Annotated in this window: 18 protein-coding genes; 8 read left to right on the top strand and 10 right to left on the bottom strand. The window is 71.7% G+C overall.

The annotated features are described in order from the left end of the window. The first annotated feature begins 13 nt into the window (after positions 1-13). Genes IPG65_RS10785 through IPG65_RS10770 form a run of 4 tightly spaced genes read left to right on the top strand, consistent with a single transcriptional unit; the run spans position 14 to position 3,857 of the window. The gene (locus IPG65_RS10785; RefSeq protein WP_293189283.1) at positions 14-1,210 is read left to right on the top strand and encodes a vanadium-dependent haloperoxidase; all 1,197 of its coding nucleotides are present in this window, start codon (positions 14-16) and stop codon (positions 1,208-1,210) included. Positions 1,211-1,262: 52 nt separating this feature from the next. Further along, a complete protein-coding gene (locus IPG65_RS10780; protein ID WP_293189281.1) occupies positions 1,263-2,651 on the top strand; it encodes a tetratricopeptide repeat protein in 1,389 nt (462 codons plus the stop codon). Between the two features lie 19 nt (positions 2,652-2,670). After that, positions 2,671-3,126: a GNAT family protein gene (locus tag IPG65_RS10775; RefSeq protein ID WP_293189279.1), complete on the top strand. Its 456-nt coding sequence runs from the start codon at positions 2,671-2,673 to the stop codon at positions 3,124-3,126. A gap of 2 nt (positions 3,127-3,128) precedes the next feature. Beyond that, positions 3,129-3,857 carry a class I SAM-dependent methyltransferase gene (locus IPG65_RS10770; RefSeq protein ID WP_293189277.1) on the top strand — a complete coding sequence of 243 codons (729 nt, stop codon included), beginning with the start codon at positions 3,129-3,131 and terminating at the stop codon, positions 3,855-3,857. Positions 3,858-4,015: 158 nt separating this feature from the next. On the opposite strand, the gene IPG65_RS10765 is transcribed toward IPG65_RS10770, so the two are convergent. From IPG65_RS10765 to IPG65_RS10755, 3 genes are all read right to left on the bottom strand, one after another. Further along, positions 4,016-5,383: a TIGR03862 family flavoprotein gene (locus IPG65_RS10765; RefSeq protein WP_293189276.1), complete on the bottom strand. Its 1,368-nt coding sequence runs from the start codon at positions 5,381-5,383 to the stop codon at positions 4,016-4,018. Continuing rightward, entirely contained in the window at positions 5,380-8,646 is a 3,267-nt protein-coding gene (locus IPG65_RS10760; RefSeq protein ID WP_293189275.1) for an exodeoxyribonuclease V subunit beta, read from the bottom strand. The genes IPG65_RS10765 and IPG65_RS10760 overlap by 4 nt, the downstream gene beginning before the upstream one ends. A 169-nt stretch (positions 8,647-8,815) precedes the next feature. Further along, a complete protein-coding gene (locus IPG65_RS10755) occupies positions 8,816-11,326 on the bottom strand; it encodes a PD-(D/E)XK nuclease family protein (protein WP_293189274.1) in 2,511 nt (836 codons plus the stop codon). Positions 11,327-11,429: 103 nt separating this feature from the next. Here IPG65_RS10755 and trxA point away from each other — a divergent pair, with 103 nt between their 5' ends. The 4 genes from trxA (at position 11,430) to IPG65_RS10735 (ending at position 15,527) form a co-directional block, all read left to right on the top strand. Continuing rightward, a complete protein-coding gene (gene trxA / locus IPG65_RS10750; protein WP_293189272.1) occupies positions 11,430-11,762 on the top strand; it encodes a thioredoxin TrxA in 333 nt (110 codons plus the stop codon). A 198-nt stretch (positions 11,763-11,960) separates the two neighbouring features. Beyond that, on the top strand, positions 11,961-13,226 hold the full coding sequence (rho, locus tag IPG65_RS10745; protein WP_293189270.1) for a transcription termination factor Rho: 1,266 nt from the start codon (positions 11,961-11,963) through the stop codon (positions 13,224-13,226). 231 nt (positions 13,227-13,457) lie between these two features. Next, positions 13,458-13,712 (top strand): type B 50S ribosomal protein L31, encoded by a 255-nt coding sequence (locus tag IPG65_RS10740; protein ID WP_293189268.1) that lies wholly within the window; start codon positions 13,458-13,460, stop codon positions 13,710-13,712. Positions 13,713-13,820: 108 nt separating this feature from the next. Beyond that, complete coding sequence (locus tag IPG65_RS10735; protein ID WP_293189266.1) at positions 13,821-15,527, top strand: hypothetical protein; 1,707 nt, start codon at positions 13,821-13,823, stop codon at positions 15,525-15,527. A 63-nt stretch (positions 15,528-15,590) separates the two neighbouring features. On the opposite strand, the gene phoR is transcribed toward IPG65_RS10735, so the two are convergent. The 7 genes from phoR to pstS all read right to left on the bottom strand — a co-directional run bounded on the left by phoR (position 15,591) and on the right by pstS (position 22,320). Beyond that, the gene (phoR, locus tag IPG65_RS10730) at positions 15,591-16,922 is read right to left on the bottom strand and encodes a phosphate regulon sensor histidine kinase PhoR (protein WP_293189264.1); all 1,332 of its coding nucleotides are present in this window, start codon (positions 16,920-16,922) and stop codon (positions 15,591-15,593) included. A gap of 22 nt (positions 16,923-16,944) precedes the next feature. After that, positions 16,945-17,664 carry a phosphate regulon transcriptional regulator PhoB gene (phoB, locus tag IPG65_RS10725; protein ID WP_293189262.1) on the bottom strand — a complete coding sequence of 240 codons (720 nt, stop codon included), beginning with the start codon at positions 17,662-17,664 and terminating at the stop codon, positions 16,945-16,947. A 130-nt stretch (positions 17,665-17,794) separates the two neighbouring features. Beyond that, entirely contained in the window at positions 17,795-18,496 is a 702-nt protein-coding gene (gene phoU, locus IPG65_RS10720) for a phosphate signaling complex protein PhoU (protein WP_293189260.1), read from the bottom strand. A 29-nt stretch (positions 18,497-18,525) separates the two neighbouring features. Continuing rightward, the gene (gene pstB / locus IPG65_RS10715; protein WP_293190061.1) at positions 18,526-19,278 is read right to left on the bottom strand and encodes a phosphate ABC transporter ATP-binding protein PstB; all 753 of its coding nucleotides are present in this window, start codon (positions 19,276-19,278) and stop codon (positions 18,526-18,528) included. A 105-nt stretch (positions 19,279-19,383) separates the two neighbouring features. Beyond that, positions 19,384-20,241 (bottom strand): phosphate ABC transporter permease PstA, encoded by an 858-nt coding sequence (gene pstA, locus IPG65_RS10710; RefSeq protein WP_293189258.1) that lies wholly within the window; start codon positions 20,239-20,241, stop codon positions 19,384-19,386. Positions 20,242-20,243: 2 nt separating this feature from the next. Beyond that, on the bottom strand, positions 20,244-21,260 hold the full coding sequence (pstC, locus tag IPG65_RS10705; protein WP_293189256.1) for a phosphate ABC transporter permease subunit PstC: 1,017 nt from the start codon (positions 21,258-21,260) through the stop codon (positions 20,244-20,246). 34 nt (positions 21,261-21,294) lie between these two features. Next, positions 21,295-22,320, bottom strand: a complete 1,026-nt coding sequence (pstS, locus tag IPG65_RS10700; RefSeq protein ID WP_293189254.1) for a phosphate ABC transporter substrate-binding protein PstS — start codon at positions 22,318-22,320, stop codon at positions 21,295-21,297. Positions 22,321-22,415 lie beyond the last annotated feature (95 nt).

Here is a 22,415-nt window from a genome sequence, read left to right as displayed (position 1 = left end):
AGAGAGAACCCTCATGAACAGCAAACTCCCTCCCATCGCCCGCGCCGCAGGCGCCGCACTCCTCGCCGCGCTCGCCGTGGGCGCACGCGCCGACGCCATCACGGACTGGAACATCAAGTCCGGCGAGATCCTCATGGAGTCGAAGATGGGCACGCCGCCCGCGATACGTGTCATGGCCATCGTGCAGACCGCCGCCTACGAGGCCGCCAGCCGCGTGGACGCGCGCAAGGCATCGCTGGACGCCGCCGTGGCTGCAGCGCACCGCGCCACGCTGGGCAAGCTGGTGGGCGGGCAGCAGGCCGCGGTGGACGCCGCCTACCAAGCCGCGATCCAGGCGATTCCTGACGGGCCGCAGCGCACCGCAGGCATTGCCGTGGGCGAGCGCGCCGCCGCCGAGGCGCTGGCCGCGGGCGCCAGCGACGGCGCTGCCGCCGCCGAGACCTACCGGCCGCATGCGGCGCCGGGCGCCTACGTGCCCACGGCCATCCCCGCCGCCGTGCCCTGGCCGCAGCGCAAGCCGTGGCTCATGGCCAGCGCCGCGCAGTTCCGCCCCGCGCCGCCGCCCGCCCTCGCCAGCGACACCTGGGTGCGCCACTACAACGAGGTCAAGGCCTATGGTGGCAAGGCGGACAGCCAGCGCAGCGCCGAGCAGACCGAGGTGGCACGCTTCTGGGAGTTCTCGCAGCCCTCGATCTACCACGGCCTGGTGCGCTCGGTGGCGCTGCAGCCGGGCCGCGACCCGGTGCGCAACGCCTGGCTCTTTGCCGTGGTGGCGCAGGCGATGGACGACGCGATGATCGCGGTGTTCGACGCCAAGTACCACTACAACTTCTGGCGCCCGGTCACCGCCATCCGCAATGGCGACACCGATGGCAACGACGCGACGCAGCGCGACCCCGCATGGGCCTCGTTCATCGACACGCCGCTGCACCCCGAGTACCCGAGCGCCCACAGCATCCTCGCCGCATCGGTGGGCGCGGTGCTGCAGGCCGAGGCGGGCCAGGCTGCGCTGCCGCCGCTGTCCACCGCGAGCCCCAGCGCCAAGGGCGCCGTGCGGCGGTGGAGCAGCATCGACGCCTTCGTGAGCGAGGTGGCCGAGGCGCGCATCTCGGGCGGCATGCACTACCGCTTCTCGACCGAGGTGGGCGCGGCCATGGGCCGCCAGATCGGGGCCTTGGCCGCGCAGCGTCTTCTGGCTGCGCGGCAGTAGGCCGCACGGCCGGGGCGGTTTGGCATCGGCTTTTAAGCGCGAGAGTTTCGACATGCTCAGAACGCATCACCCTTCGCCAAGCCGCCGGCCCCGCGACGCACGCGGCATCGCGCTGAGCGGCGCAACCCCTGCCGCTGCGCAGGCCTACGAACGCGCCCTGGCCGCCGTGTGCGCCTGGCGCGAGGGCGCCGAAGCGCAGCTCGACTTCGCGCTGCGCGAGGCTCCTGGGTTCGTGATGGCGCATGCGCTGCGCGCCTACCAGTTGATCTGCAGCCGCGATCCGCAGCATCACCGCGCGGCGCGGCCGGTGCTCGAAGCAGCGTTGCGATTGCGCGCCGACCGGTGCGAGCGAATCCATCTCGCGGCGATCGGTGCCGCACTCGAAGACGACCTGGAGTGCATGCGTGCCTGCCTTGACGACCTGCTGGACGAGCAGCCGCACGATGTGCTCGCGCTGCAGGCCTCGCAGTCCATCGACTATCTGTTGGGCGACTTCGCCCGCATGCTCGCTCGCGTCGAGTCCGTGCTGCGCCGCTTCCCTGCCGAACTGCCGATGCGTGGTTCGCTGCTTGCGATGCAGGCTTTCGCGCTCGCGGAGAACGGTGATCCGGCCCGCGCCGAAGACGCGGCACATGCAGCGCTCGAGATCAACCCGTTCGACGCACGCGCACACCACGCCATGGCCCATGTCTTCGAGAGTGACGGCCGCCCCAGCGAAGGCATCGACTGGATGCGCGAGCACCAGGGTGCCTGGACGCACGGCACGACGTTTCTGACGCACGGCTGGTGGCACACCGCCTTGTTCCACCTCGCAATGCATGACGGCGGCGGCGCGCTGGCGATCTACGACCGGTACGTGCAGGTTACGCACGCTCCTGCGCTGGGAGGCCTGATCGACGCCGCTTCGTTGCTGTGGCGCATCGGACTGCGCGGCCACGACGTCAGCGCACGCGCCGCGCGGCTTGCCGACGCCTGGGAGCCGCACATCGACGACGGCATCTGCAGTTTCGGCGATCTGCACGCGATGCTTGCCTTTGCCCTGGCGGGCGACGGCGCGCGCGCACGGCGGCTCGAAGACGTCCTGCTGCACAGCGCTACGCGTCCCACCCGCCACGGTGCGACCACGCGCGAACTCGGCCTTCCCGGGGTGCGCGCGCTGCGCGCGTTGATGCGTGGCGACACGATGCGCGCCATTCCGCTGCTCGCCAGCCTGCAGCCCCGGGCGCACCGGCTGGGCGGCAGCCACGCACAGCGCAACGTGATGCATCTGACGCTGCTCGCGGCCCTCGATGGGGTTCGGCTGCCGGGACTCGGCGGTCGGCACGATCGCGTCGCCGGTGGGGGCCGCCGCACCCCGACTTCCAAGTCCATACCTCGCCGTCCCCTGGCCCGGCTGCTCGATGCAAGCCCACACGGGCACCGACAGGGCGTGCTGATCTGATGCCCAGGAGTTTCCCATCGTGACCGATTCCGTCTTGCATCTGCATCGCATCGACCCCCAGCCTTCGCCTGCCGTGCGAGACGCCTGCGCAGGGCTCGGCGCGGCGGCCCAGGTCGTCCAAGCCACGCAGGATCTCTACCGGCGCAGGGGCTTTGTCCCGCCGTGGGCGTGCTACCTGGCGGAGAAGGACGCGCGCATCGTCGGCACCTGCGGCTTTGCAGGACCGCCCGTCCACGGAGAGGCCGAGATCGCGTACTTCACCTTCCCCGGCAACGAGGGCCAGGGCATCGCGCGCCAGATGGCCGCCGCGCTCATGCGCGAGGCGCGGCGCACGGCCACGGCCGAGGTTTTCATCGCCCACACGCTGGCGCAGGAAGGGCCTTCCACGGCCATCCTGCGGCGGCTTGGATTCGAGCACCTGGGGGCCGTGGAGCATCCCGAGGATGGCCTGGTCTGGAAATGGCGGGAGCGCTGACCATGGCAACGGTCGAAGCACACTACCGGGACCACCTTGCCCCTGTGTACGCCTGGATGGCCGGAGGGATGGACGCGGCCTGGGGCGCAGGCGCGGCCGAGCTGGACGAACTCGCCCTGGCGCCGCGCTCCGGCGACTTGGCGCTGGACCTTGGCGCGGGCTTTGGCATGCACGCGGTTCCGCTCGCCCGCCGGGGTGTCAGCGTGCTCGCGCTGGATTCGTCCGGGCAGTTGCTCGACGCGCTGGAGCGAAGCGCCGCCGGGCTGCCGCTGCAGACAGTCCGGGACGATCTCCTGAACTTCCCCCGCCACCTCCCCCAATCGCCGCGGTTCATCCTGTGCATGGGCGACACGATCACCCATCTGCCCAGCGCGGCCTCGCTGGAGCGCCTTGCGGTGATGGCCGCCAGCGAGATCGCGCCCGGCGGCGTGTTCGTCATCAGCTTCCGCGACTATTCGCAGGCACTGGTGGGCGACAAGCGATTCATCCACGTCCGAGGTGACAGCGACAGAATCCTGACGTGCTTCCTGGAGTACGCGCCGGATGTGGTGAGCGTTCACGACATGCTCTACCAGCGGACGGGTGACGCCTGGGAAATGACGGTGAGTTCGTACCAGAAGCTGCGGGTGCGGCCAGACCCACTGATCGATCACCTGCGAAGTCTCGGTTTCTCCGTGGAGCGCCAGACCGGCATGCGGGGCATGGTTCGCCTGGTGTGCACGCGGCTGTAGCAGGCTTCTCTGGCACGCAAGCAGTGCGGTCTCGCGCTCCCGCAAGCTTCAGCCCCGGCAGGCCGATCTCGCGTGCGCGCGCTGACGCCCAACCCCTCGCCGCTGCTCACCGGACCTCGGGCATCCCAAAAGTGAGTCAGGCGGCGGACGCGGAACACTCAGCGCGGGCCCAGGCTCTTCGACGCCCCGCGCCCCGCCCTCGCCCCGCTCGCCATGCAGGCGGTCAGCAGGTAGCCGCCGGTCGGCGCCTCCCAGTCCAGCATCTCGCCGGCGCAGAACACGCCGGGCGCGGCGCGCAGTTGCAGATGCTCGTCCAGGGCCTCGAAGGGCACGCCGCCGGCGCTGCTGATGGCTTCCTCGACCGGGCGCGGCGCCGCCAGGTGGATGGGCAGGGCCTTGATGGCCTCGGCCAGCCACGCGGGATCCTGCAGCGCCTCGCGCGGCAGCCATTCGTGCAGCAGCGCGCGCTTCACCCCGTCCAGGCCCAGGCGGCGCTGCAACTCGCTGGCCAGGCTGCGGCTGCCGCGCGGCGCGGCGACGGCGGCCAGCACCTGGGCCGGGGTGCGCGCGGGCAGCAGGTCCAACTCGACATGCGCCCGGCCCTCGGCCGCCAGCGCGTCGCGCAGCAGCGCGGAGGCGGCGTAGATCAGGCTGCCCTCGACGCCAGTGGCGGTGACGACGAATTCGCCTTGTCGCGCGAAGGCAGGTTCGGCCCCCGGCACGCGCAGCGCCACCGACTTGAGCGGCTGGCCGGCGAAGCGCTCGCGGAAGTGGGCGGACCAGCCGCCGGCGGCGTGGTCGTCGGGGTGCGCGCGCCGCGCGGGCGTGGGCGCCACGTCGAAGCCGCAGTTGGCCGGCCGGATCGGCGCCACCGCCACGCCGCGCGCCTGCAACAGTGGCACCCAGGCGGCGTCGGAGCCCAGGCGCGGCCAGCTCGCGCCGCCCAGGGCCAGCACGGCGGCACGGGGGGCGACGCGCTGCCGCCCAGTTGGCGATTCAAAGCAGAATATGCCTGAATCTCGCGTGGATATTTCGTCAACAGCTATTGAATCAGGAGTATCCGGCGCGCCGCCGTCCCGCGCCCAGCCGACCCAGCGGTGCCGCATGTGGAACCGCACCGGCACGCCGCCGGCCACCGGGTGGCGCAGGCGCTGCAGCCAGGCGCGCAGCAGGGGCGCGGCCTTCATCTCGCGCGGGAAGACGCGGCCCGAGGTGCCGACGAAGGTCTCCACGCCCAGCCCCGCCGCCCAGGCGCGCAGGGCGTCGGGGCCGAAGTCGGCCAGCCACGGCGCGATGGCGTGCTGCCGCGCGCCGTAACGGGTGGCGAAGCCGGGCAGCGGCTCGGAATGGGTCAGGTTCAGCCCGCCGCGTCCGGCCAGCAGGAACTTGCGGCCGACCGAGGGCATGGCGTCGAACAGGTGCACGGCCACGCCGGCGGCGGACAGCACTTCGGCGGCCATCAGCCCGGCGGGGCCGCCGCCGATGACGGCGACGTCGCAGGGCAATACGGCATCAGGATCGGTCATGACACGAGGACGTGGCGCCCGTCGCCCGTCAGGAAGGCGGCGCGCACGGCGGCGCCGGGGTAGCGGCGCGCCACGGCGTCGCGGTAGCGCGCCATCTGCGCCTGCAGCGCGGGGTCGCGCTCGGGCTGGAAGGCGCTCTTGTAGTCCAGCACCCACCAGCATTCCGGCTCGGCCGCCGTGGCGCGGCGGCGCACCAGGCGGTCGATGCGCAGGCGCTGGCCCTGGTGGGTCAGCTCGATTTCGTTGAAGGCTTCCAGCACCTCGCCGGCGTTCCAGGCCCAGGCGGCCTCGCCGGCCAGGATGCGCCGCGCCAGCGCGCCGGCGCGCTCGACCTGGTCGGCGCTGGCGCCGAAGCGCCGCGCGGCCTGGGCGGCGCGCTCGGGGCGCCAGCCCCGCGGCGTGTCGCCGGCGTGCTCCAGCAGCCAGTGCATGGCCTCGCCCAGGCGCGAGGCGTCGCTGGGTTCATCCATCTCGGATGCTTCTGTTTCGATAGCTAATGGTTCAATATCCACACTGGTTTCAGGCAGATTTGACATGAAAAACTCGTCTTCCCCGCCGTGCGCCGGCAGCGCGGGCGCCTGGGGCGCGGGCAGCGGCTCGGCCAGCGGCTCGATGCGCTGCCACCAGCTCGACGCCGGCGCGTGGTGCGGTTGGACGCCGGACAGCACCAGCCGCCGGCGCGCGCGCGTCATGGCGACGTACAGCGCGTTCAGCTCCTCGCGCGCGCGGGCGTCGGCCTCGGCCTGCGCCAGGCCCGCCAGGTCGGGCGGCGGCGCCTTCTCGCTGGCGACGAAGGCGAAGCGCGCGGGCGCGGGCGCGTCGCCCGGCCAGTCGATCAGCGCGCCCAGGCCGCCGCGCGGCGCGGCGGCGAAGGCGTCGAGCAGCAGCACGGCGTCGGCCTCCAGGCCCTTGGCGCCGTGCACGGTGAGCAGTTGCACGGCCTCGGGCGCGGCGTGGCGCGGCGCGGGCAGGCGCTGGCGGCGCAGCGCGCGCACCCACTGGTAGGCGGTGAGGAAGCGCCCGCCCTGCACCTGCAGCGCGGCGGCCAGCACGGCGCGCAACTGGGCCACGGTGTGCGCGCGCTCGGACGGCGGCGCGGCGGCGGCGAAGCGCGCCAGCACGTCGCGGTGCTGGTAGATGGCCTGCAGCGCGTCGTGCGGCGGCAGGCTGGTCAGCCACTGGCGGTATTGCATCAGATCGGCATGTAGCCCGCTCCCCGTTTTCGCCGACAGCTCTGTTTTTTGAAGCAAATCGAGCCAGGACGGGCGCCCACCGCCCGGCTGGTCCGCCGCGTCGGCGGCGCGGGCGGCCAGGGCCAGGCACGCCAGATCGTCGTCGCCCAGGCCGAACAGCGGCGACTTGAGCGCGCGCGCCAGCGACAAATCGTGCCCCGGCGAGACCAGCGCATCGACCAGGGCCAGCACGTCCTGCACGGCGGGCAGGTCGCCCAGCAGTTGCTGCTCGGGCTGCTCGCAGGGCACGCCCAGGGCGCGCAGCCCGGCCTGCAGCACGCCCAGCGGCTGGCGCTTGCGGCACAGCACCATGATCTCGCGCGCCGGCGTGCCGCCGGCCACCTGGGCGGCGATCCAGCGCGCGGCCTGGCGGCATTCCAGCGTGCGCAGGCCGTCCTCGATCTCGATGCGCGGGGTGTCCAGGCTGTCGCGCCAGCCGGGCCCGTCCGCGCCGGGCGATGGCGCGTCGGGGCGCGGGACAAGGGGCAGCGCGCCGATCCCGCCGCCGGCCTCGCGCGATTCGGTGGTGTGGGCGCGAAAGCCCGCGAATTCGCCCGCGTCCTGCGCCTGCCGCATCACGCCGTTGACGGCCGCCAGCACGGCGGGCGCGTTGCGCCGCGTGTGGTCGCAGGCCAGCCGGTCGCCGCCCAGGGCCTCGGTGACGAAGCGCTGCGCCGCGGCGAACACGCGCGGGTCGGCGCGGCGGAAGCGGTAGATGCTCTGCTTGGGGTCGCCGACGATGAACACGCTGGGCGCCTGCGCGCCGCCGCCGGCACCGGCGTAGCCGGACAGCCAGGCCTGCAGCGCCTGCCACTGCAGCGGGTTGGTGTCCTGGAACTCGTCGATCAGCAGGTGGCGCACGCGCGCGTCCAGCCGCTCCTGCACCCAGCCGCTGAGGAAGGGATCGGTCAGCAGGGTGAGCGCGGCGCGCTCGATGTCGGTCATGTCGATCCAGCCGCGCTCTCGCTTCAGGAGCGCGAACTCGGCCAGCAGCGGGCGCGTCAGCCGCGCCATCCTCAGGTGGTGCTGGTGCGCGTGGTGCTGCCGCTCGGCCTGGAGCACGGCCAGCAGTTCGTCCTGCGCGGCGCGCACGGCGGCGATACCGGCGATCTTGTCGCTGAACTTGCGCGGCTCGCCTTTCTGCGTGAGCAGGGCGGCTTGCACGTTGGGCCAGTCGCCGATCTGCAATGCCGCCAGCAGCCTGGCGCCGCAGGCGGCGAAGCTGGGCGCGGCGGGCGCCAGGGCCTGGGCGGCGGTAGCCAGCAGGTCCCGCCCGGGCGCGCGCAGCAGCAGCCAGTCGCGGGGCTGGTCGACGCCGGCGAAGCGCGGGTAATACCGGTCGAACGGCGCCACGGCGTCCTCGACGTGGCCGGCGGCGTCGGCCAGCGCGAACTCGACGCGGCGCGCCAGCGCGGCCTCCAGCGCCTCGTGAGCGCGCGTGCGGCCGTGCGCGGCGACCAGCGCGGCGTGGTCGGCGCGCAGGCCCTCGTCGCGGGCGATGACGCGCAGGTAGCGGCGCCAGACCTCGGCGACGGCGTCCTGGTCGTCCTCCAGCAACTCGTAGGCCGAGGGCAGGCCCAGGTCCTGCAGCACCTGCAGCGGCGCGCCGCGCAACAGGGCGGCGAACCAGCTGTGGAAGGTGCGGATCTGCACCGGGCGGCCGGCGTCGAGCAGCGTTTGATACAAATTCTGTAGCTGCTCGCGCAATACCGACGCGGGCTGCGGTCCGATTCCACGCATAACCAGTTGCTGCGTGCATTCGTCGGGCGTGGCGCGGGCGAAGTCGGCCAGCCACTCCTGCAGGCGCTGGCGCATCTCGCCGGCGGCCTTCTTGGTGAAGGTGATGGCCAGGATCTCGTGCGGCGCGCTGCCTTCCAGCAGCGCGCGCAGGATGCGCGACACCAGCATCCAGGTCTTGCCCGCGCCGGCGCACGCTTCCACCGCCACGCTGCGGCGCGGGTCGCAGGCGATGGCGTAGAACGCCTCGCGCGAGACGGGCTGCCCGTTGTGTTCGTAGGCCGGCGCGGTCATGCAGACCTTTCCCATGCGCACCACGGCATTCGCGCGGACAAGGAACGAGAGGCCGCGGAGCAGGCCATGCCCATGGACGCCGCGGAAGGGCGTGGCCCGCCCGCTGGCGCCGCCCCCGGCGAGGGAGGAGGCGCAACAGCGCGCAGCGCGTGGAGTTTGGGGAAGTGCGTCATTCTGACCAGAAATCTCTGCGGCACAGGCCGCGCGCGGCGCACCAGTCGCATACGCTGCCCTCGCCCAATGGGCGCAGCGGCGCGCCTTCGGCGATGCGCGCCAGGTCGGACTGGATGCCGTCGTGCAGCAAGCCGGCCAGCAGCAGCACGTCGGGCGGCTCGTGCAGGCTGGCGGGATCGCGCTCGCCCACGTTCAGGTAGGCGGCGCGCGGCGCGTCGTGGCCGGTGAGCAGGGCGTAGAAGGGCAACTGGGTGTCCTCGCCGCCGGCCTTCAGGCGATCACGGGTGCGCGCCAGGGTCTCGGTCTTGTAGTCGATGACCAGGGGCTCGCCGCCAGGCAAGCGGTCCACGCGGTCGAAGCGGCCTTGCAGCGCCACGCCGGCCAGGTCGGCGCGGGCGGTCTGTTCGGCGGCCTCGAACACGGCGCCGGTGGCTTCGTGCCGCGACAGCCAGGCCAGGTAGCCGTCGCGGATCGCCGGCCAGCCGGCGATGAACGGCAGGAACTCGCCCTCCTCCACGCCTTGGCCGCGCGTAACGCGCCCGGCGGCGGCGTCCATCAGCGCCGCTCGGTCGGCATCGGTCTGGCGCTGCAGGTCTTCGTGGAAGAGGCGCAGCACCTCGTGCAGCCAGACGCCGAAGTCGCGCTTGCCGACGTCCACGTCCAGCTCGCCGTCCTCTTGCAGGCCGAGCTGGCGCAGCGCGAAGAAGCGGTAGGGGCAGGCGCGCAGCATCTCGTAGGCACTGGCCGACAGCGGCTGCGCGGGCAGCGTGGCGCCGCTGGGCGCGGGCGGGCGCACCGGCCGGGCGGCCAGCGGGCGCGGCGGGCGCGGGTCGGCGGCCGGCGTGCCGCGCCCCCGCAGTTGCAGCGCCTGCACCAGCGGCGAGGGCAGCAGCGGCTCGCCGCTGTCGTCGCTGGCGCGCCACAGCACGTCCACGCGCGGCACCTGCAGCAGCACGGCCCAGGCGGCCTGCCGCGCCGCCCGCAGCGCCTCGCGCGCGGGCAGGTGCAAGGCCTCGCGCTGGGCGGCGGTCCAGGAGCCGGGCGGCTCGGGCGCGGCGGGCAGGCGCTGCTCGTCGGCGCCAGGCGCCACGGCAGCAGTGAAGGGGCGGCCGAGCAACTGGCTCATGGGCAGCACGACGACCGGCGCGTCCGGGGAGCGCGGCGGGCGGAAGTCGGCCGCCTCCAGCGTATCGCTGACCCAGCGGGTGAATTCGGGCAGGCGCATGCGCCGCTGCGCGGCCGGCCAGGCCTGCCACGCGGCCTGGTCGGCGGCGGACAGGCCCAGCGCGGCGATGACCGCGGCGCCGGCCGCGTCGCCGGCCAGCAGCGGCCACTGGCCGTCGGCCTGCAGCAGCGCGCGCGCGGCGGCCAGCCAGTCGGCCACGCGGCGCGCGCCCTGCAGCGGCGCGCGCAGGTCCTCGGCCTGTTCGATGACGCCCTCCCGCGGAAACATGGCCACCGCCTGGAGCCAGCCGCGCACCGCCTCGCGGCGCAGGCGCCGCTCCAGCGCGCGCAGCGCCTCGGGCCGAACGGCGGGGGCGAGCTTGAGCCAGTCCAGCACCTCGTCGGTGGAAGCGCGCCCGGCGCACGCCCGCAGCGCGGCCAGCAGGCGGGCGGCGGCGTGGGTGGTGGACAGCTTCCAGCCCGTTTCGTCGCGCAGCCGCACGCCGCGCGCGGCCAGCAGCGCGCTGACGCGGCGGGTGAGCACGCGGTCGCCAGCGGCCAGCGCCACCGGCGCGCGCCCCTCGGCCAGGTGGCGCAGCACGCAGGCGGCGGCGCGCTCGGCCTCGTCCTCGCCGTCGGCGCAGGCGTGCAGGGCGGGATTGGCGGGGGCGGCCTCGGCGTGCAGCGGCAGGACGACGGCGCGCAGGGCGTAGTGCTCGGCCAGGATCGCCGCCAGCGGGTCGGCCTGCAGGCCCTCAACGATGAACAGGGCGTCCAGTTCGCGGTCCACGCGCGGCTCGAACAGCACGTCGGTGGCGTAGTCCGACGCGCCGGCCCAGGCCACGGCGATGCGGCCCAGGGCGGCCTCCAGCGCCAGCGGGCCGCCCTCCAGCGGCGGCAGCGCGGCGCGCGCCCGCGCCATCCAGTCCGGGCGCAGCGCGGCCGGCACGCTGGCGGCCAGTTGCGCCAGTTGCGCGGCCTGCTCCAGCAGCGGGCCGGCCAGCAGTGGGCGCTGCTCGCCCAGACCGGCGCCGTCGAGCAGGGAGGCGGCGGTGAGCAAGTCGCGCCCGTGGTCGAAGCTCAGGTCGCTCGGCCCCGGCGCGAACGTGCCGACGCGCGCGGCCCAGTTGCGCGAGGTTTCGAAGCGCGGCGCGAAGCCGTCCGGAAACTGCGCCGCCCACAGCCGCGCGGCCAGCGGCATGAGCTGCGCGTAGGGCAGCAGCACGACGCAACGCGCGGGGTGCGCGGCCAACTCGCGCATCTCGTGGTCGATCCGCTCCAGCAGGCGGCGCCAGGCTTCGGGGACGGGGCTGGCGCCGTCGCTTTCAGCTATCGGGGCCATAGCAATTTCGAGCCTCGCCGGCGCGCGGGGGAAATCGGGTTTCTGTCACAATGGCCCGCACTTTATCCGCACGCTCGAAAGCGCCCTCCGCAAGGATTTCTCCATGGCCAGTGAACTGATCAAACACGTGAGCGACAGCTCCTTCGAAACCGACGTCCTGCAGTCCGACCAGCCGGTGCTGGTGGACTTCTGGGCCGAGTGGTGCGGCCCCTGCAAGGCCATCGCCCCCACCCTGGACGAGCTGGCCGCCGCCTACGACGGCAAGCTGCGGATCGCCAAGGTCAACGTGGACGACAACCGTCTGGTGCCGGCCAAGTTCGGCATCCGCGGCATCCCGACGCTGATGGTGTTCAAGAACGGCCAGCTCTCGGCCACCAAGGTCGGCGCGCTGTCCAAGGCGCAGTTGTCGCAGTTCATCGACCAGCAACTGGCCTGACCCGCCCCGGTTTTCCTGCCATAATCCGTTCCCAGCAGTCGGCGCGCAGGTGAGCGCCGCCCGGCGCCCTGATCCACAGCGCGCCCGACGCGGGGCCCCGTTGCCGGGCCCCGCCAACCTCCCCCCAAATCGCTTGTTCTTTCGCCCACCGCCCGGTCCGGCCGCGGACTGTGTGCACAACCGCAGCAAACACAACCCATGCATCTGAACGAACTCAAGGCCCTGCACGTGTCCGAACTGCTGAAGCAGGCCGAGGCGCTGGAGATCGACAACGCCGGCCGCATGCGCAAGCAGGAGCTGATGTTCGCCCTCATCAAGAAGCGCGCCAAGACGGGCGAGCAGGTGTTCGCCGACGGCGTGCTGGAAATCCTGCCCGACGGCTTCGGCTTCCTGCGCAGCCCCGACACCAGCTTCACCGCCAGCACCGACGACATCTACATCAGCCCCAGCCAGGTGCGCCGCTTCAACCTGCACACCGGCGACATGATCGAGGGCGAGGTGCGCATCCCCAAGGACGGCGAGCGCTACTTCGCGCTGACCAAGCTGGATGCCGTCAACGGCGGCGCGCCGGAGCAGAACCGGCACAAGGTGATGTTCGAGAACCTCACCCCGCTGTTCCCGCGCGAGCAGATGAAGCTCGAGCGCGACGCGTTCAAGGGCGAGGAGAACATCACCGGCCGCATCATCGATGTCATCGCCCCCATCGGCAAGGGCCAGCGCGCGCTGATCGTGGCCCCGCCCAAGAGCGGCAAGACGGTGATGATGCAGACCATCGCCCACGCCATCGCGGCCAACTACCCCGACAGCCACATGATGGTGCTGCTGGTGGACGAGCGCCCCGAAGAAGTGACGGACATGCAGCGCTCGGTCAAGGCCGAGGTGATCGCCTCCACCTTCGACGAACCCGCCGCGCGCCACGTGCACGTGGCCGAGATGGTGATCGAGCGCGCCAAGCGCCTGGTCGAGCTGAAGAAGGACGTGGTGATCCTGCTGGACTCCATCACCCGCCTGGCGCGCGCCTACAACAACGTCGTGCCTTCCTCCGGCAAGGTGCTGACCGGCGGCGTGGACGCCAACGCCCTGCAGCGGCCCAAGCGCTTCCTGGGCGCGGCGCGCAACGTCGAGGAAGGCGGCAGCCTGACCATCATCGCCACCGCGCTGATCGACACCGGCAGCCGCATGGACGAGGTGATCTTCGAGGAGTTCAAGGGCACCGGCAACAGCGAGATCCACCTGGACCGGCGCCTGTACGAGAAGCGCGTGTTCCCCTCGATCCAGCTCAACCGCTCGGGCACGCGCCGCGAGGAACTGCTGCTGCCGCCCGAGGTGCTGCAGAAGACCCGCATCCTGCGCCAGTTCATGTACAACATGGACGAGATCGAGGCGATGGAGATGGTCATCAAGAGCATGAAGGCAACCAAGACCAACGTCGAGTTCTTCGACATGATGCGCCGTGGTGGCTGAACAAGCCCCCCTGAGTCGGCCTGCGGCCGCCTTCCCCCCAGGAGACGACGCCGGTGGCCGGGCCAAGCCCGCTCCATGGCGTCCGCTGGCATGGCTTGCTCCGCGGCCACCGGCCTCTTGCGCCATGGCACCGAGGCTGACGACCCGCACCGGGCTATAATTTTGGGTTTCGCGGAAAGTACGCTGGATGGGCCGGCGCGGCTGCCGCAGTCGAACGACAAGGATTTCATCATGCGTGAAGGCATTCACCCCAACTACCGCGAAGTCTGCTTCGTGGACCTGTCCAACGGTTTCAAGTTCGTCACCCGCTCTTGCGTGAACACCAAGGAAATGGTGAAGATGGATGATGGCCGCGAGCTGCCGCTGTTCAAGCTCGACACCTCCAGCGAGTCGCACCCCTTCTACACCGGCACGCAGAAGTCGGTGGACAACATGGGCGGCCGCGTCGAGAAGTTCCGCAACCGCTTCGGCAAGGTCGCCCGCTAAAATCGCGCGGCGCAAGCACTGGCCTCCGAGGGCAGCACGGGCAACCGCGCTGCCCTTTTGCTTGGCCGGCCGCGCGCCCGCCGCTCCGCGCTTCCCGCCGCCCACGACGTGAACCAGCCCAGCCCCGCCATCGTCGCCCAGGACGCCGTGCGCCGCCTGCCGCGCTGGGCCCTGCTGCTGCTGTGCGTGGCCTACGTCATCCCCGGCTACGTCGGCCGAGACCCCTGGAAGAACGCCGACATCGCCGCCTTCGGCACCATGCTGGAGCTGCAGGCCGGCGGCCCATGGAGCGATTGGCTGCGCCCCGCGCTGATGGGCGTGCCCACCGACACCGGCGCCCTGCTGCCCTACTGGCTGGGCGCCTGGGTGCTGCAGCTCGCGCCGGCCTGGATGGCGCCCGAATTCGCCGTGCGCCTGCCCTTCGCGCTGATGCTGGCCGGCACGCTGGCGGCCGCGTGGTACGCCGTGTACGACCTGGCGCGGCACCCCAGCGCGCAGCCCGTGGCTTTCGCCTTCGGCGGCGAGGCCCGGCCGGCGGACTACGCGCGGGCGCTGGCCGACGGCAGCCTGCTGGCGCTGATCGCGACGCTGGGACTGGCGCAGTTCTCGCACGAGACCACGCCGGCGCTGGCCCAGTTGTTCTTTGGCACGCTGGTGTTCCATGGCCTGGCGGGCCTGCCCTTCCGGCCGTTGGGCGCGCCGCTGGCGCTGGCGCTGGGCCTGCTGGGGCTCACCCTGTCCGGCGCGCCCGCGACGGCGCTGATCTACGGCGGAGTGGCCACGCTGGCACTGTTGCGCCCCGACATCCCCCACATCGCGCCCGGCGCACGCCAGCGCGCCGTGGGAGTGCTGGGCGCGGCCACGCTGGGCTGCGCGGCGCTGGGGCTGTACGGATCGCTGCTGAGCTGGCAGATCGCACCGCTGCGCACGAGTTGGAGCGACTGGCGCTCGCTCGGGCAACTGTTCCTGTGGTTCACCTGGCCGGTGTGGCCGCTGGTGCTGTGGACGCTGTGGCGCTGGCGGCGCCAGTTGCGCGGGCTCCACCACCATCGCCACCTGGGCCTGCCCCTGCTCATCGCCAGCGTGCCGCTGGCCACCACGGTGGCCACGCGGGCGGGCGACCGCGCCCTGCTGCTGGCGCTGCCGGCGCTGGCGGCGCTGGCGGCCTTCGCCCTGCCCACCTTCAAGCGCAGCGCGGGCGCGCTGATCGACTGGTTCACGGTGCTGTTCTTCAGTCTGTGGGCCATCGTGATCTGGGTCGTGTGGATCTCGATGGAGACCGGCGTGCCCGCCAAGCCGGCGGCCAACGTGGCCCGGCTGGCGCCGGGCTTCGAGCCGGTCTTCCAGTGGCCGGCCTTCGCCGCGGCGCTGGCCGGCACGCTGGCCTGGATCGCGCTGGCGCGCTGGCGCACCGGCCGGCACCGCACCGCGCTGTGGAAGAGCATGGTGCTGCCCGCCGCCGGCGCCACGCTGTGCTGGCTGCTGCTGATGACGCTGTGGCTGCCGGCCCTGAACTACGGCCGCAGCTTCGCGCCGCAGATGCGCGAGGTGCGGCGCCTGGTCGGCGACGCGCCCTGCGTGCAGGTGCATGGCCTGGCCTCGGCCCAGGTGGCGGCGGTGCGCTTCCACGGCGGCTGGACGCCGATGCCGGCGCGCGGCCCGGCCGGCTGCCCCTGGCTGCTGGTGGACGTGGACGCGCTGTCCAGCCTGCCGGCCACGGTATCGATGGCGCAGTGGCGCCAGGCGGGCGAGGTGCGGCGCCCCACCGACAAGGACGAGACCCTGCTGGTCTATCGCCGCGTCGGCACGCCTTGAGCTATACTATTGATAGCTGTTGGCGCAGTATCCACAATGGATAGAAGCCGATTTTCTTGAGAATCAGGTGGGCGCTGGCGCCGGGCGCACCCGCTGCGCCGGCAGCACCAGCGAGAAGGTCGAACCCTGGCCCAGCCGGCTGTCGATGCGCAGCTCGCCGCCGTGGCGCTGCGCCACGTGCTTGGCGATGGCCAGCCCCAGGCCGGTGCCGCCGGACTCGCGCGAGCGGCTGCGGTCGAGGCGGTAGAAGCGCTCGGTCAGGCGCGGCAGGTGTTCGGGCGCGATGCCGGGCCCGGTGTCGGCCACGCTCAGGCTGGCGCGGCCGCCCTCCAGGCGCTGCCAGCGCACGTCGATGCGGCCGCCGCCCGGCGTGTAGCGCACGGCGTTGTTGATCAGGTTGGCGGCGGCGCTGCGCAGCTCGCCAGCGGCGCCGGCCAAGGCGAAGTCGGGCGCGGGGCCGAACACCAGCGTCTGCGGCCGTTCCTGCGCCGGGTGCAACAGCGCCGACAGGCCGCGCGCCTCGGCCTCGCACTGGGCCAGCAGCGCCGTTGGATCGACGGTCTCGGCCAGGCTGGGCGCGGGGCTGCCCTCCAGCCGCGACAGCGTGAGCAGGTCGCTGACCAGCGCCTGCATGCGCGCCGACTGCGCGGCCATGAGCCGCAGGTGGCTGGCGCGCTCGGCCTCCGTCAGCGGCAGGCTCTGCATGGTCTCGATGAAGCCCGCCAGCACCGTGAGCGGGGTGCGGATCTCGTGCGACACGTTGGCCACGAAGTCGCGCCGCATGGCCTCGGCCTGCGCCAGCGCGGTGACGTCGCGCGACAGCATCAGCCGATGCCCGTCGCCGTAGGCATGCAATTGCACCGACAGCCGGACGGGACGGCCTGGCGCGTCGCCCCGCCCCATCAGCGTCACCTCGCGGTCGTCGGGCTGCGCGGCCCAGTGGGCGGCGAACGCCGGCTCGCGCACCAGGTTGGCCACGTGCTGCAGCCGGTCGCGCTCGGCGTCGAAGCCGAAATGCTGCACGGCGATGTCGTTGCACCATTCGATGCGCCCCTCGGCGTCGAGCAGCACCACGCCGTTGGGCGAGGCCTGGATCGCGGCCAGGAATTCGTCCAGGCGCTGCGCGGCCTCGCGCGCCTTCTGCTGCTCGGCGCGCAGCGCGCGGCGCAGGCGGTACGCGGCTTCGCCCCACAGGCCACCACCCACCGGCTGCGGCGACGCCTGCGGGTCGGCCGCCCAGCGCATGAAGCGCCGGCCGCGCCAGGTGTCGATGCCCACCAGCACCAGCCCGGCCAGCGCCACGCCGGCCGCGGCGCCGGGCCAGCCGCGCCAATGGTGGCCCAGCCACGCCAGCGCGGCCTGCAGCACCAGCAGCGAGAAGATGCGCAGTGCCATGGACGTCGTGGCCGAAACGTGGTCAGTCGGCCGACGCCGGCCGCGCCTGCGCCAGCGGCTGCGCGGTCAGGCGGTAGCCCGCGCCGCGCACGGTCTCGACCAGGCTGCCCGCCGGGCCCAGGGCCTCGCGCAGGCGCTTGACGTGCACGTCCACCGTGCGCTCCTCGATGAACACATGGTCGCCCCACACCTTGTCGAGCAACTGGCCGCGGCTGTGCACGCGCTCGGCGTTCTGCATCAGGTAGTGCAGCAGCCTGAACTCGGTCGGTCCCAGCCGCAGCGGTTGCCCATCGTAGGAGACGCGGTGGGTGGCCGCGTCGAGCAGCAGCGCGCCGATGGCCACCGAGCCGCCGGCCTGCTCGGGCGCGCGGCGGCGCAGCACGGCGCGGATGCGCGCCAGCATCTCGTTGGTGGAAAAGGGCTTGACGATGTAGTCGTCGGCGCCCGCGTCCAGGCCGGCCACGCGGTCGGCCTCGTCGCCGCGCGCGGTCAGCATGATGATCGGCACGGACTTGGTGCGCGCGTCCTTGCGCCACTTGCGCGCCAGCGACAGGCCGCTCTCGCCGGGCAGCATCCAGTCCAGCAGGATCACGTCGGGCAGCACGGCGTCCAGCTCGCGCTGCGCGGTTTCGCTGTCCATGGCCCAGGTCGGCGCAAAGCCGTGGTGGCGCAGGTTGACGGCAATCAACTCGGCGATCGCGGGCTCGTCCTCGACGACGAGTACGCGGGGCATGTTCTTCATCGTCGCGGTACTCCGGGACGAGAGCACACGGCCGCCAGGGGAGCCGCGCCGCCACCCGGCCGACCGAAGGCGGCGCGAGCCCCCCCAGGGGGCAGCGCACCGCGCGAAGCGAGGGAGCAGCGTGGGGGCCTCATCTCGCGGCGTGCTCCACCTGGTCCATGGTGCTGTGCCGCACGTCGGCGCCCTTGACGATGTAGATGATGAACTCGGCGATGTTCTTGGCGTGGTCGCCGATGCGCTCGATCGCCTTGGCCAGGAACAGCAGGTCCAGGCTGGCCGAGATGGTGCGCGGGTCTTCCATCATGTAGGTGATCAGCTTGCGCACGAAACCATCGAACTCGCGGTCGAGGAAGTCGTCCTCCTTCAGGATCGACACCGCGCTGGCCGTGTCCAGCCGCGCGAAGGCGTCCAGCGCCTGGCGCAGCAGGGAGGCCGCCATGTCGGCGGCCACGCGCAACTCGCCCGCCGGCAGCTTGCGGGCGGCGCCCGCGTCGATGATGGACTTGACCATGCGCGCGATCTTGGCCGCCTCGTCGCCCACGCGCTCCAGGTTGGCCGTGGTCTTGGAGATGGCCAGCAGCAGGCGCAGGTCCACCGCCGTGGGCTGGCGCCGGGCGATGATGGTGGACAGCTCGCGGTCGATCTCCATCTCCATCGCGTTGACGCGCGGCTCGATCGCCTGGACCTGGTCGGCCACCTCGGCGCTGAACTCCGACAGCGCGTGGATCGCCTGCCGGATCTGCGACTCCACCAGCCCGCCCAACTCCAGCACGCGCGTGGACACGTGGTTCAGGTCGCTGTCGAACTGGCTGGAAAGATGCTTGTCTGCCATGGGAATGCTTGCCTCTCGATGTGCTTTGTTCAGCCGAAGCGGCCAGTGATGTAGTCCTCGGTCTCCTTGCGCTGCGGCTTGAAGAACAGCTCCTCGGTGGCGCCGAACTCGACCAGCTCGCCCAGGTACATGTAGGCGGTGTAGTCGCTCACGCGCGCCGCCTGCTGCATGTTGTGGGTGACGATGGCGATGGTGTAGTCGCTCTTCAGCTCGTGCACCAGTTCCTCGACCTTGCCGGTGGAGATCGGGTCCAGCGCCGAGGTTGGCTCGTCCAGCAGCAGCACCGAGGGCTTGACCGCCACGCTGCGTGCGATGCACAGGCGCTGCTGCTGACCGCCCGACAGCGACAGGCCGCTCTGGCCCAGCTTGTCCTTGACCTCGTTCCACAGCGCCGCCTTGGACAGCGCCCACTCGACGCGCTCGTCCATGTCGGCCTTGTTCAGGCTCTCGTACAGGCGCACGCCGAAGGCGATGTTGTCGTAGATGGTCATCGGGAACGGCGTCGGCTTCTGGAACACCATGCCCACGCTGGCGCGCAGCAGGTTCACGTCGACCTTGGAGTCGAGGATGTTGCGGCCATGCAGCAGGATCTCGCCCTGGGCGCGCTGCCCCGGGTACAGGCTGTACATGCGGTTGAGCGTGCGCAGCAGCGTGGACTTGCCGCAGCCGGACGGCCCGATGAAGGCGGTGGCCTTGCGCTCCGGGATGGAGAGGTTGATGCCCTTCAGGCCCTGGAAGCCGTTGGCGTAGAAGAAGTCGAGGTTGCGCACCTCCAGCGCCATGCGCTCGTCCTGCAGCCGGGGCCGGCTGCCGCGCGGGGCCACTTGGGGAACGGGGATCGCGATTTCCATGGTTGTCCTTTGAGCTTTCCAAATCCGCCGTGCGGTTCAGCGGCCCGCCGCCTTGTCGCGGAAGAACACGCGGGCGACGATGTTGATGGCCAGCACGGTGAGCGTGATCAGCAGCGCGCCGGCCCAGGCCAGGCGGATCCAGTTGTCGTAGGGGCTCATCGCGAACTGGAAGATGACGACCGGCAGATTGGCCATCGGCCGGGTCATGTCGGTGCTGAAGAACTGGTTGTTGAGCGCCGTGAACAAGAGCGGCGCCGTCTCGCCGCTGACGCGCGCCAGGGCCAGCAGCAGGCCGGTGATGACGCCGCTGCGCGCGGCGCGCAGGGTGATCATCAGCGCCACCTTCCAGCGCGGCGCGCCCAGCGCGGCGGCGGCCTCGCGCAGACTGCCGGGCACCAGGCGCAGCATGTTCTCGGTGGTGCGCACCACCACCGGGATGGCGATCAGCGACAGTGCGAAGCTGCCGGCGTAGCCCGAGAAGTGCCCCGTCGTGGCCACCGCCAGGGCGTACACGAACAAGCCCAGCACGATGGAGGGCGCCGACAGCATGATGTCGGTGACGAAGCGGGTGAGCCCGGCGGTGCGGCCCTCGTCGCCATACTCGGCCAGGTAGATGCCGGCCAGGATGCCGACGGGCGTGGACACCAGCACCGTCAGCCCCAGCATCATCAGGCTGCCGACGATGGCGTTGCGCAAGCCGCCGCCGTCCGAGCCCGGCGCCGGCGTGTCCTGCGTGAACAGGCTCAGGTCGGTGGCCGCCAGCCCCTGGCCGAACAGCACGAACAGGATCCACAGCAGCACCATCAGGCCGAGGACCATGGCCGCCATGGACAAGGCCAGGCCGATGGCGTTGGCCATGCGGCGCTTTCGATACAGGGCGCTGTCTGCGTGCATGGTCAGGTGCCTTTGGCGCGCTCGGCGCGGAGGAGGAGGAGCTTGGCCAGCGCCAGCACCACGAAGGTGATGACGAACAGCAGGAAGCCCAGCGCGAACAGCGTGGTCAGGTGCAAGTCCGCCGCTTCGCCGAACTCGTTGGCCAGGGTGGAGGCGATGGACGTGCCGGGCGAGAACAGCGAGGTCGGCAGGCGGTTGGCGTTGCCGATCACGAAGGTCACCGCCATGGTCTCGCCCAGGGCGCGGCCCAGGCCCAGCATGACGCCGCCGATCACGCCCTTGCGGGTGTAGGGCAGCACCACCTTGCGCACCACTTCCCAGGTGGTGCAGCCGAGGCCGTAGGCGGATTCGCGCAGGATGGCGGGCACGATCTCGAACACGTCGCGCATCACCGCCGCGATGTAGGGCAGGATCATGAAGGCCAGCACGATGCCGGCGGCCAGGATACCCATGCCGTTGACCGCGCCGCCGAACAAAAAGCCCACCAGCGGCATGCCGCCCAGCACCTGCTGCAGCGGCATCTGCACGTGGTCGGCGAACACCGGCGCGAACACGAACAGGCCGAACATGCCGTAGATGATGGACGGCACGGCGGCCAACAGCTCGATGGCCGTGCCCAGCGGGCGCCGCAGCCAGACAGGGCAGTTCTCGGTCAGGAACAGCGCGATGCCGAAGGCCAGCGGCACCGCCAGCAGCAAGGCGATGCCGGCGCTGAGCAGGGTGCCGACGATGGCGATGGCGGCGCCGAATTCCTCGTTCACCACGTCCCACTCGACGCGCCAGACGAACTGCGGGCCGAACTTCTGGAACGTGGGCAGCGCGTTGATGAACAGCGACACGATGATGCCCGCCAGCGCCACCAGCACCAGCAGCGAGAAGCCTTGCGTGACGCGGTGGAACAGCACGTCCTGCACGCGCTGCCGGCGTGCGATGGCTTCCCTGCCGGACGCGCCGGTGGCGTCAGCCTCGGCCTGGGTGGGCCTGGCGTCGTCGTCGATGGTGGTCATGCCCACGCTCATGGAGTTCTCCTGGCGGCGATGATGCGCCCGGCCGTCACTTGCCGATCTGCGACCAGACCTTGGCGCGGATCTGGGCCGTGAGGGCGTCCGGCAGGGCCACGTAGTCGAGATCGGCCGCCATCTGCTGGCCGTTCTTGAACGCCCAGTCGAAGAACTTCAGCACCTCGGCGGACTGTGCCTTGTCGGCGGGGGCCTTGTACATCAGGATGAAGGACGCGGTGGAGATGGGCCAGGAGCCCTCGCCCTTGGCACCCACCATCGACACGCCCATGCCCGGCACGCCGAACCAGTCCACGCCCGCGGCGGCGGCCGCGAAGGCGCCGTCGTCCGGGTTCACGTACTTGCCGGCCTGGTTCTGCACCTGCATGTGAGTCAACTTGTTGCGCTTGGCGTAGGCGTATTCGACGTAGCCGATGGCGCCCTTGATGCGGCCCACGTTGGCGGCCACGCCCTCGTTGCCCTTGCCGCCGACCGAACTGGCGGCCGGCCACTTGACGGCGTTGCCCTTGCCCACCTTCTCGGCCCAGTCCTTGCTGACGGTGGCCAGGTAGTCGGTCCAGTTGAAGGTGGTGCCCGAGCCGTCGGCGCGGTGCACCACGGTGATGGCCGCATCGGGCAGGGCTTTGCCGGGGTTGAGGGCGGCGAACTTGGGGTCGTTCCACTTGGCGATGGTGCCCATGAACATCTCGGCCAGCACCGGGCCGGTCACGCGCAGCTCGCCCGGCTTGAAGCCCTCCAGGTTCAGCACCGGCACCGTGCCGCCGATGACGGCGGGGAACTGCACCAAGGCATCCTTGTCCAGTTCCTCGCCTTTCAGCGGGGAATCGGTGGCGCCGAAGGCCACCGTCTTGGCGCGGATCTGGCGCACGCCGCCGGACGAGCCGATGGACTGGTAGTTGAGCCCGACGCCAGTGGCCGCCTTGTAGCCCTCGGCCCACTTGGCGTAGATCGGGTACGGAAAGCTGGCGCCGGCGCCGGTGATGTCGGCGGCCTGCGAGGCGAAGGCGACGAAGGAGCCCGCCACCGTGGCGGCCAGGGCCTTGAGAAAGCTGCGTTTCATCTGCGTGAACCTCGAATGTAGGTTGATTCGGATGAAGCGACTGTATGGCCGCCATGTGACAGCTTCGTGACGTCATCCGCGCGCCACGAGCGGGG

It is taken from the genome of Ottowia sp. (assembly GCF_016703145.1).
Lineage (GTDB): Bacteria > Pseudomonadota > Gammaproteobacteria > Burkholderiales > Burkholderiaceae_C > Ottowia.
Note: the sequence above shows the minus strand (reverse complement) of the source record. Positions and strands in the feature narration are given on the sequence as shown.

Bases quoted from the DNA above. Each gene is read 5' to 3' on its own strand.
- IPG65_RS10740 (WP_293189268.1), top strand. From the start codon at position 13,458: ATGCGTGAAGGCATTCACCCCAACTACCGCGAAGTCTGCTTCGTGGAC.
- IPG65_RS10770 (WP_293189277.1), top strand. From the start codon at position 3,129: ATGGCAACGGTCGAAGCACACTACCGGGACCACCTTGCCCCTGTGTAC.
- IPG65_RS10765 (WP_293189276.1), bottom strand. From the start codon at position 5,383: ATGACCGATCCTGATGCCGTATTGCCCTGCGACGTCGCCGTCATCGGC.
- IPG65_RS10755 (WP_293189274.1), bottom strand. From the start codon at position 11,326: ATGGCCCCGATAGCTGAAAGCGACGGCGCCAGCCCCGTCCCCGAAGCC.
- rho (WP_293189270.1), top strand. From the start codon at position 11,961: ATGCATCTGAACGAACTCAAGGCCCTGCACGTGTCCGAACTGCTGAAG.
- pstC (WP_293189256.1), bottom strand. From the start codon at position 21,260: ATGAGCGTGGGCATGACCACCATCGACGACGACGCCAGGCCCACCCAG.
- IPG65_RS10760 (WP_293189275.1), bottom strand. From the start codon at position 8,646: ATGACCGCGCCGGCCTACGAACACAACGGGCAGCCCGTCTCGCGCGAG.
- IPG65_RS10780 (WP_293189281.1), top strand. From the start codon at position 1,263: ATGCTCAGAACGCATCACCCTTCGCCAAGCCGCCGGCCCCGCGACGCA.
- pstA (WP_293189258.1), bottom strand. From the start codon at position 20,241: ATGCACGCAGACAGCGCCCTGTATCGAAAGCGCCGCATGGCCAACGCC.
- pstS (WP_293189254.1), bottom strand. From the start codon at position 22,320: ATGAAACGCAGCTTTCTCAAGGCCCTGGCCGCCACGGTGGCGGGCTCC.
- phoR (WP_293189264.1), bottom strand. From the start codon at position 16,922: ATGGCACTGCGCATCTTCTCGCTGCTGGTGCTGCAGGCCGCGCTGGCG.
- trxA (WP_293189272.1), top strand. From the start codon at position 11,430: ATGGCCAGTGAACTGATCAAACACGTGAGCGACAGCTCCTTCGAAACC.
- phoU (WP_293189260.1), bottom strand. From the start codon at position 18,496: ATGGCAGACAAGCATCTTTCCAGCCAGTTCGACAGCGACCTGAACCAC.
- phoB (WP_293189262.1), bottom strand. From the start codon at position 17,664: ATGAAGAACATGCCCCGCGTACTCGTCGTCGAGGACGAGCCCGCGATC.
- IPG65_RS10785 (WP_293189283.1), top strand. From the start codon at position 14: ATGAACAGCAAACTCCCTCCCATCGCCCGCGCCGCAGGCGCCGCACTC.
- pstB (WP_293190061.1), bottom strand. From the start codon at position 19,278: ATGGCGCTGGAGGTGCGCAACCTCGACTTCTTCTACGCCAACGGCTTC.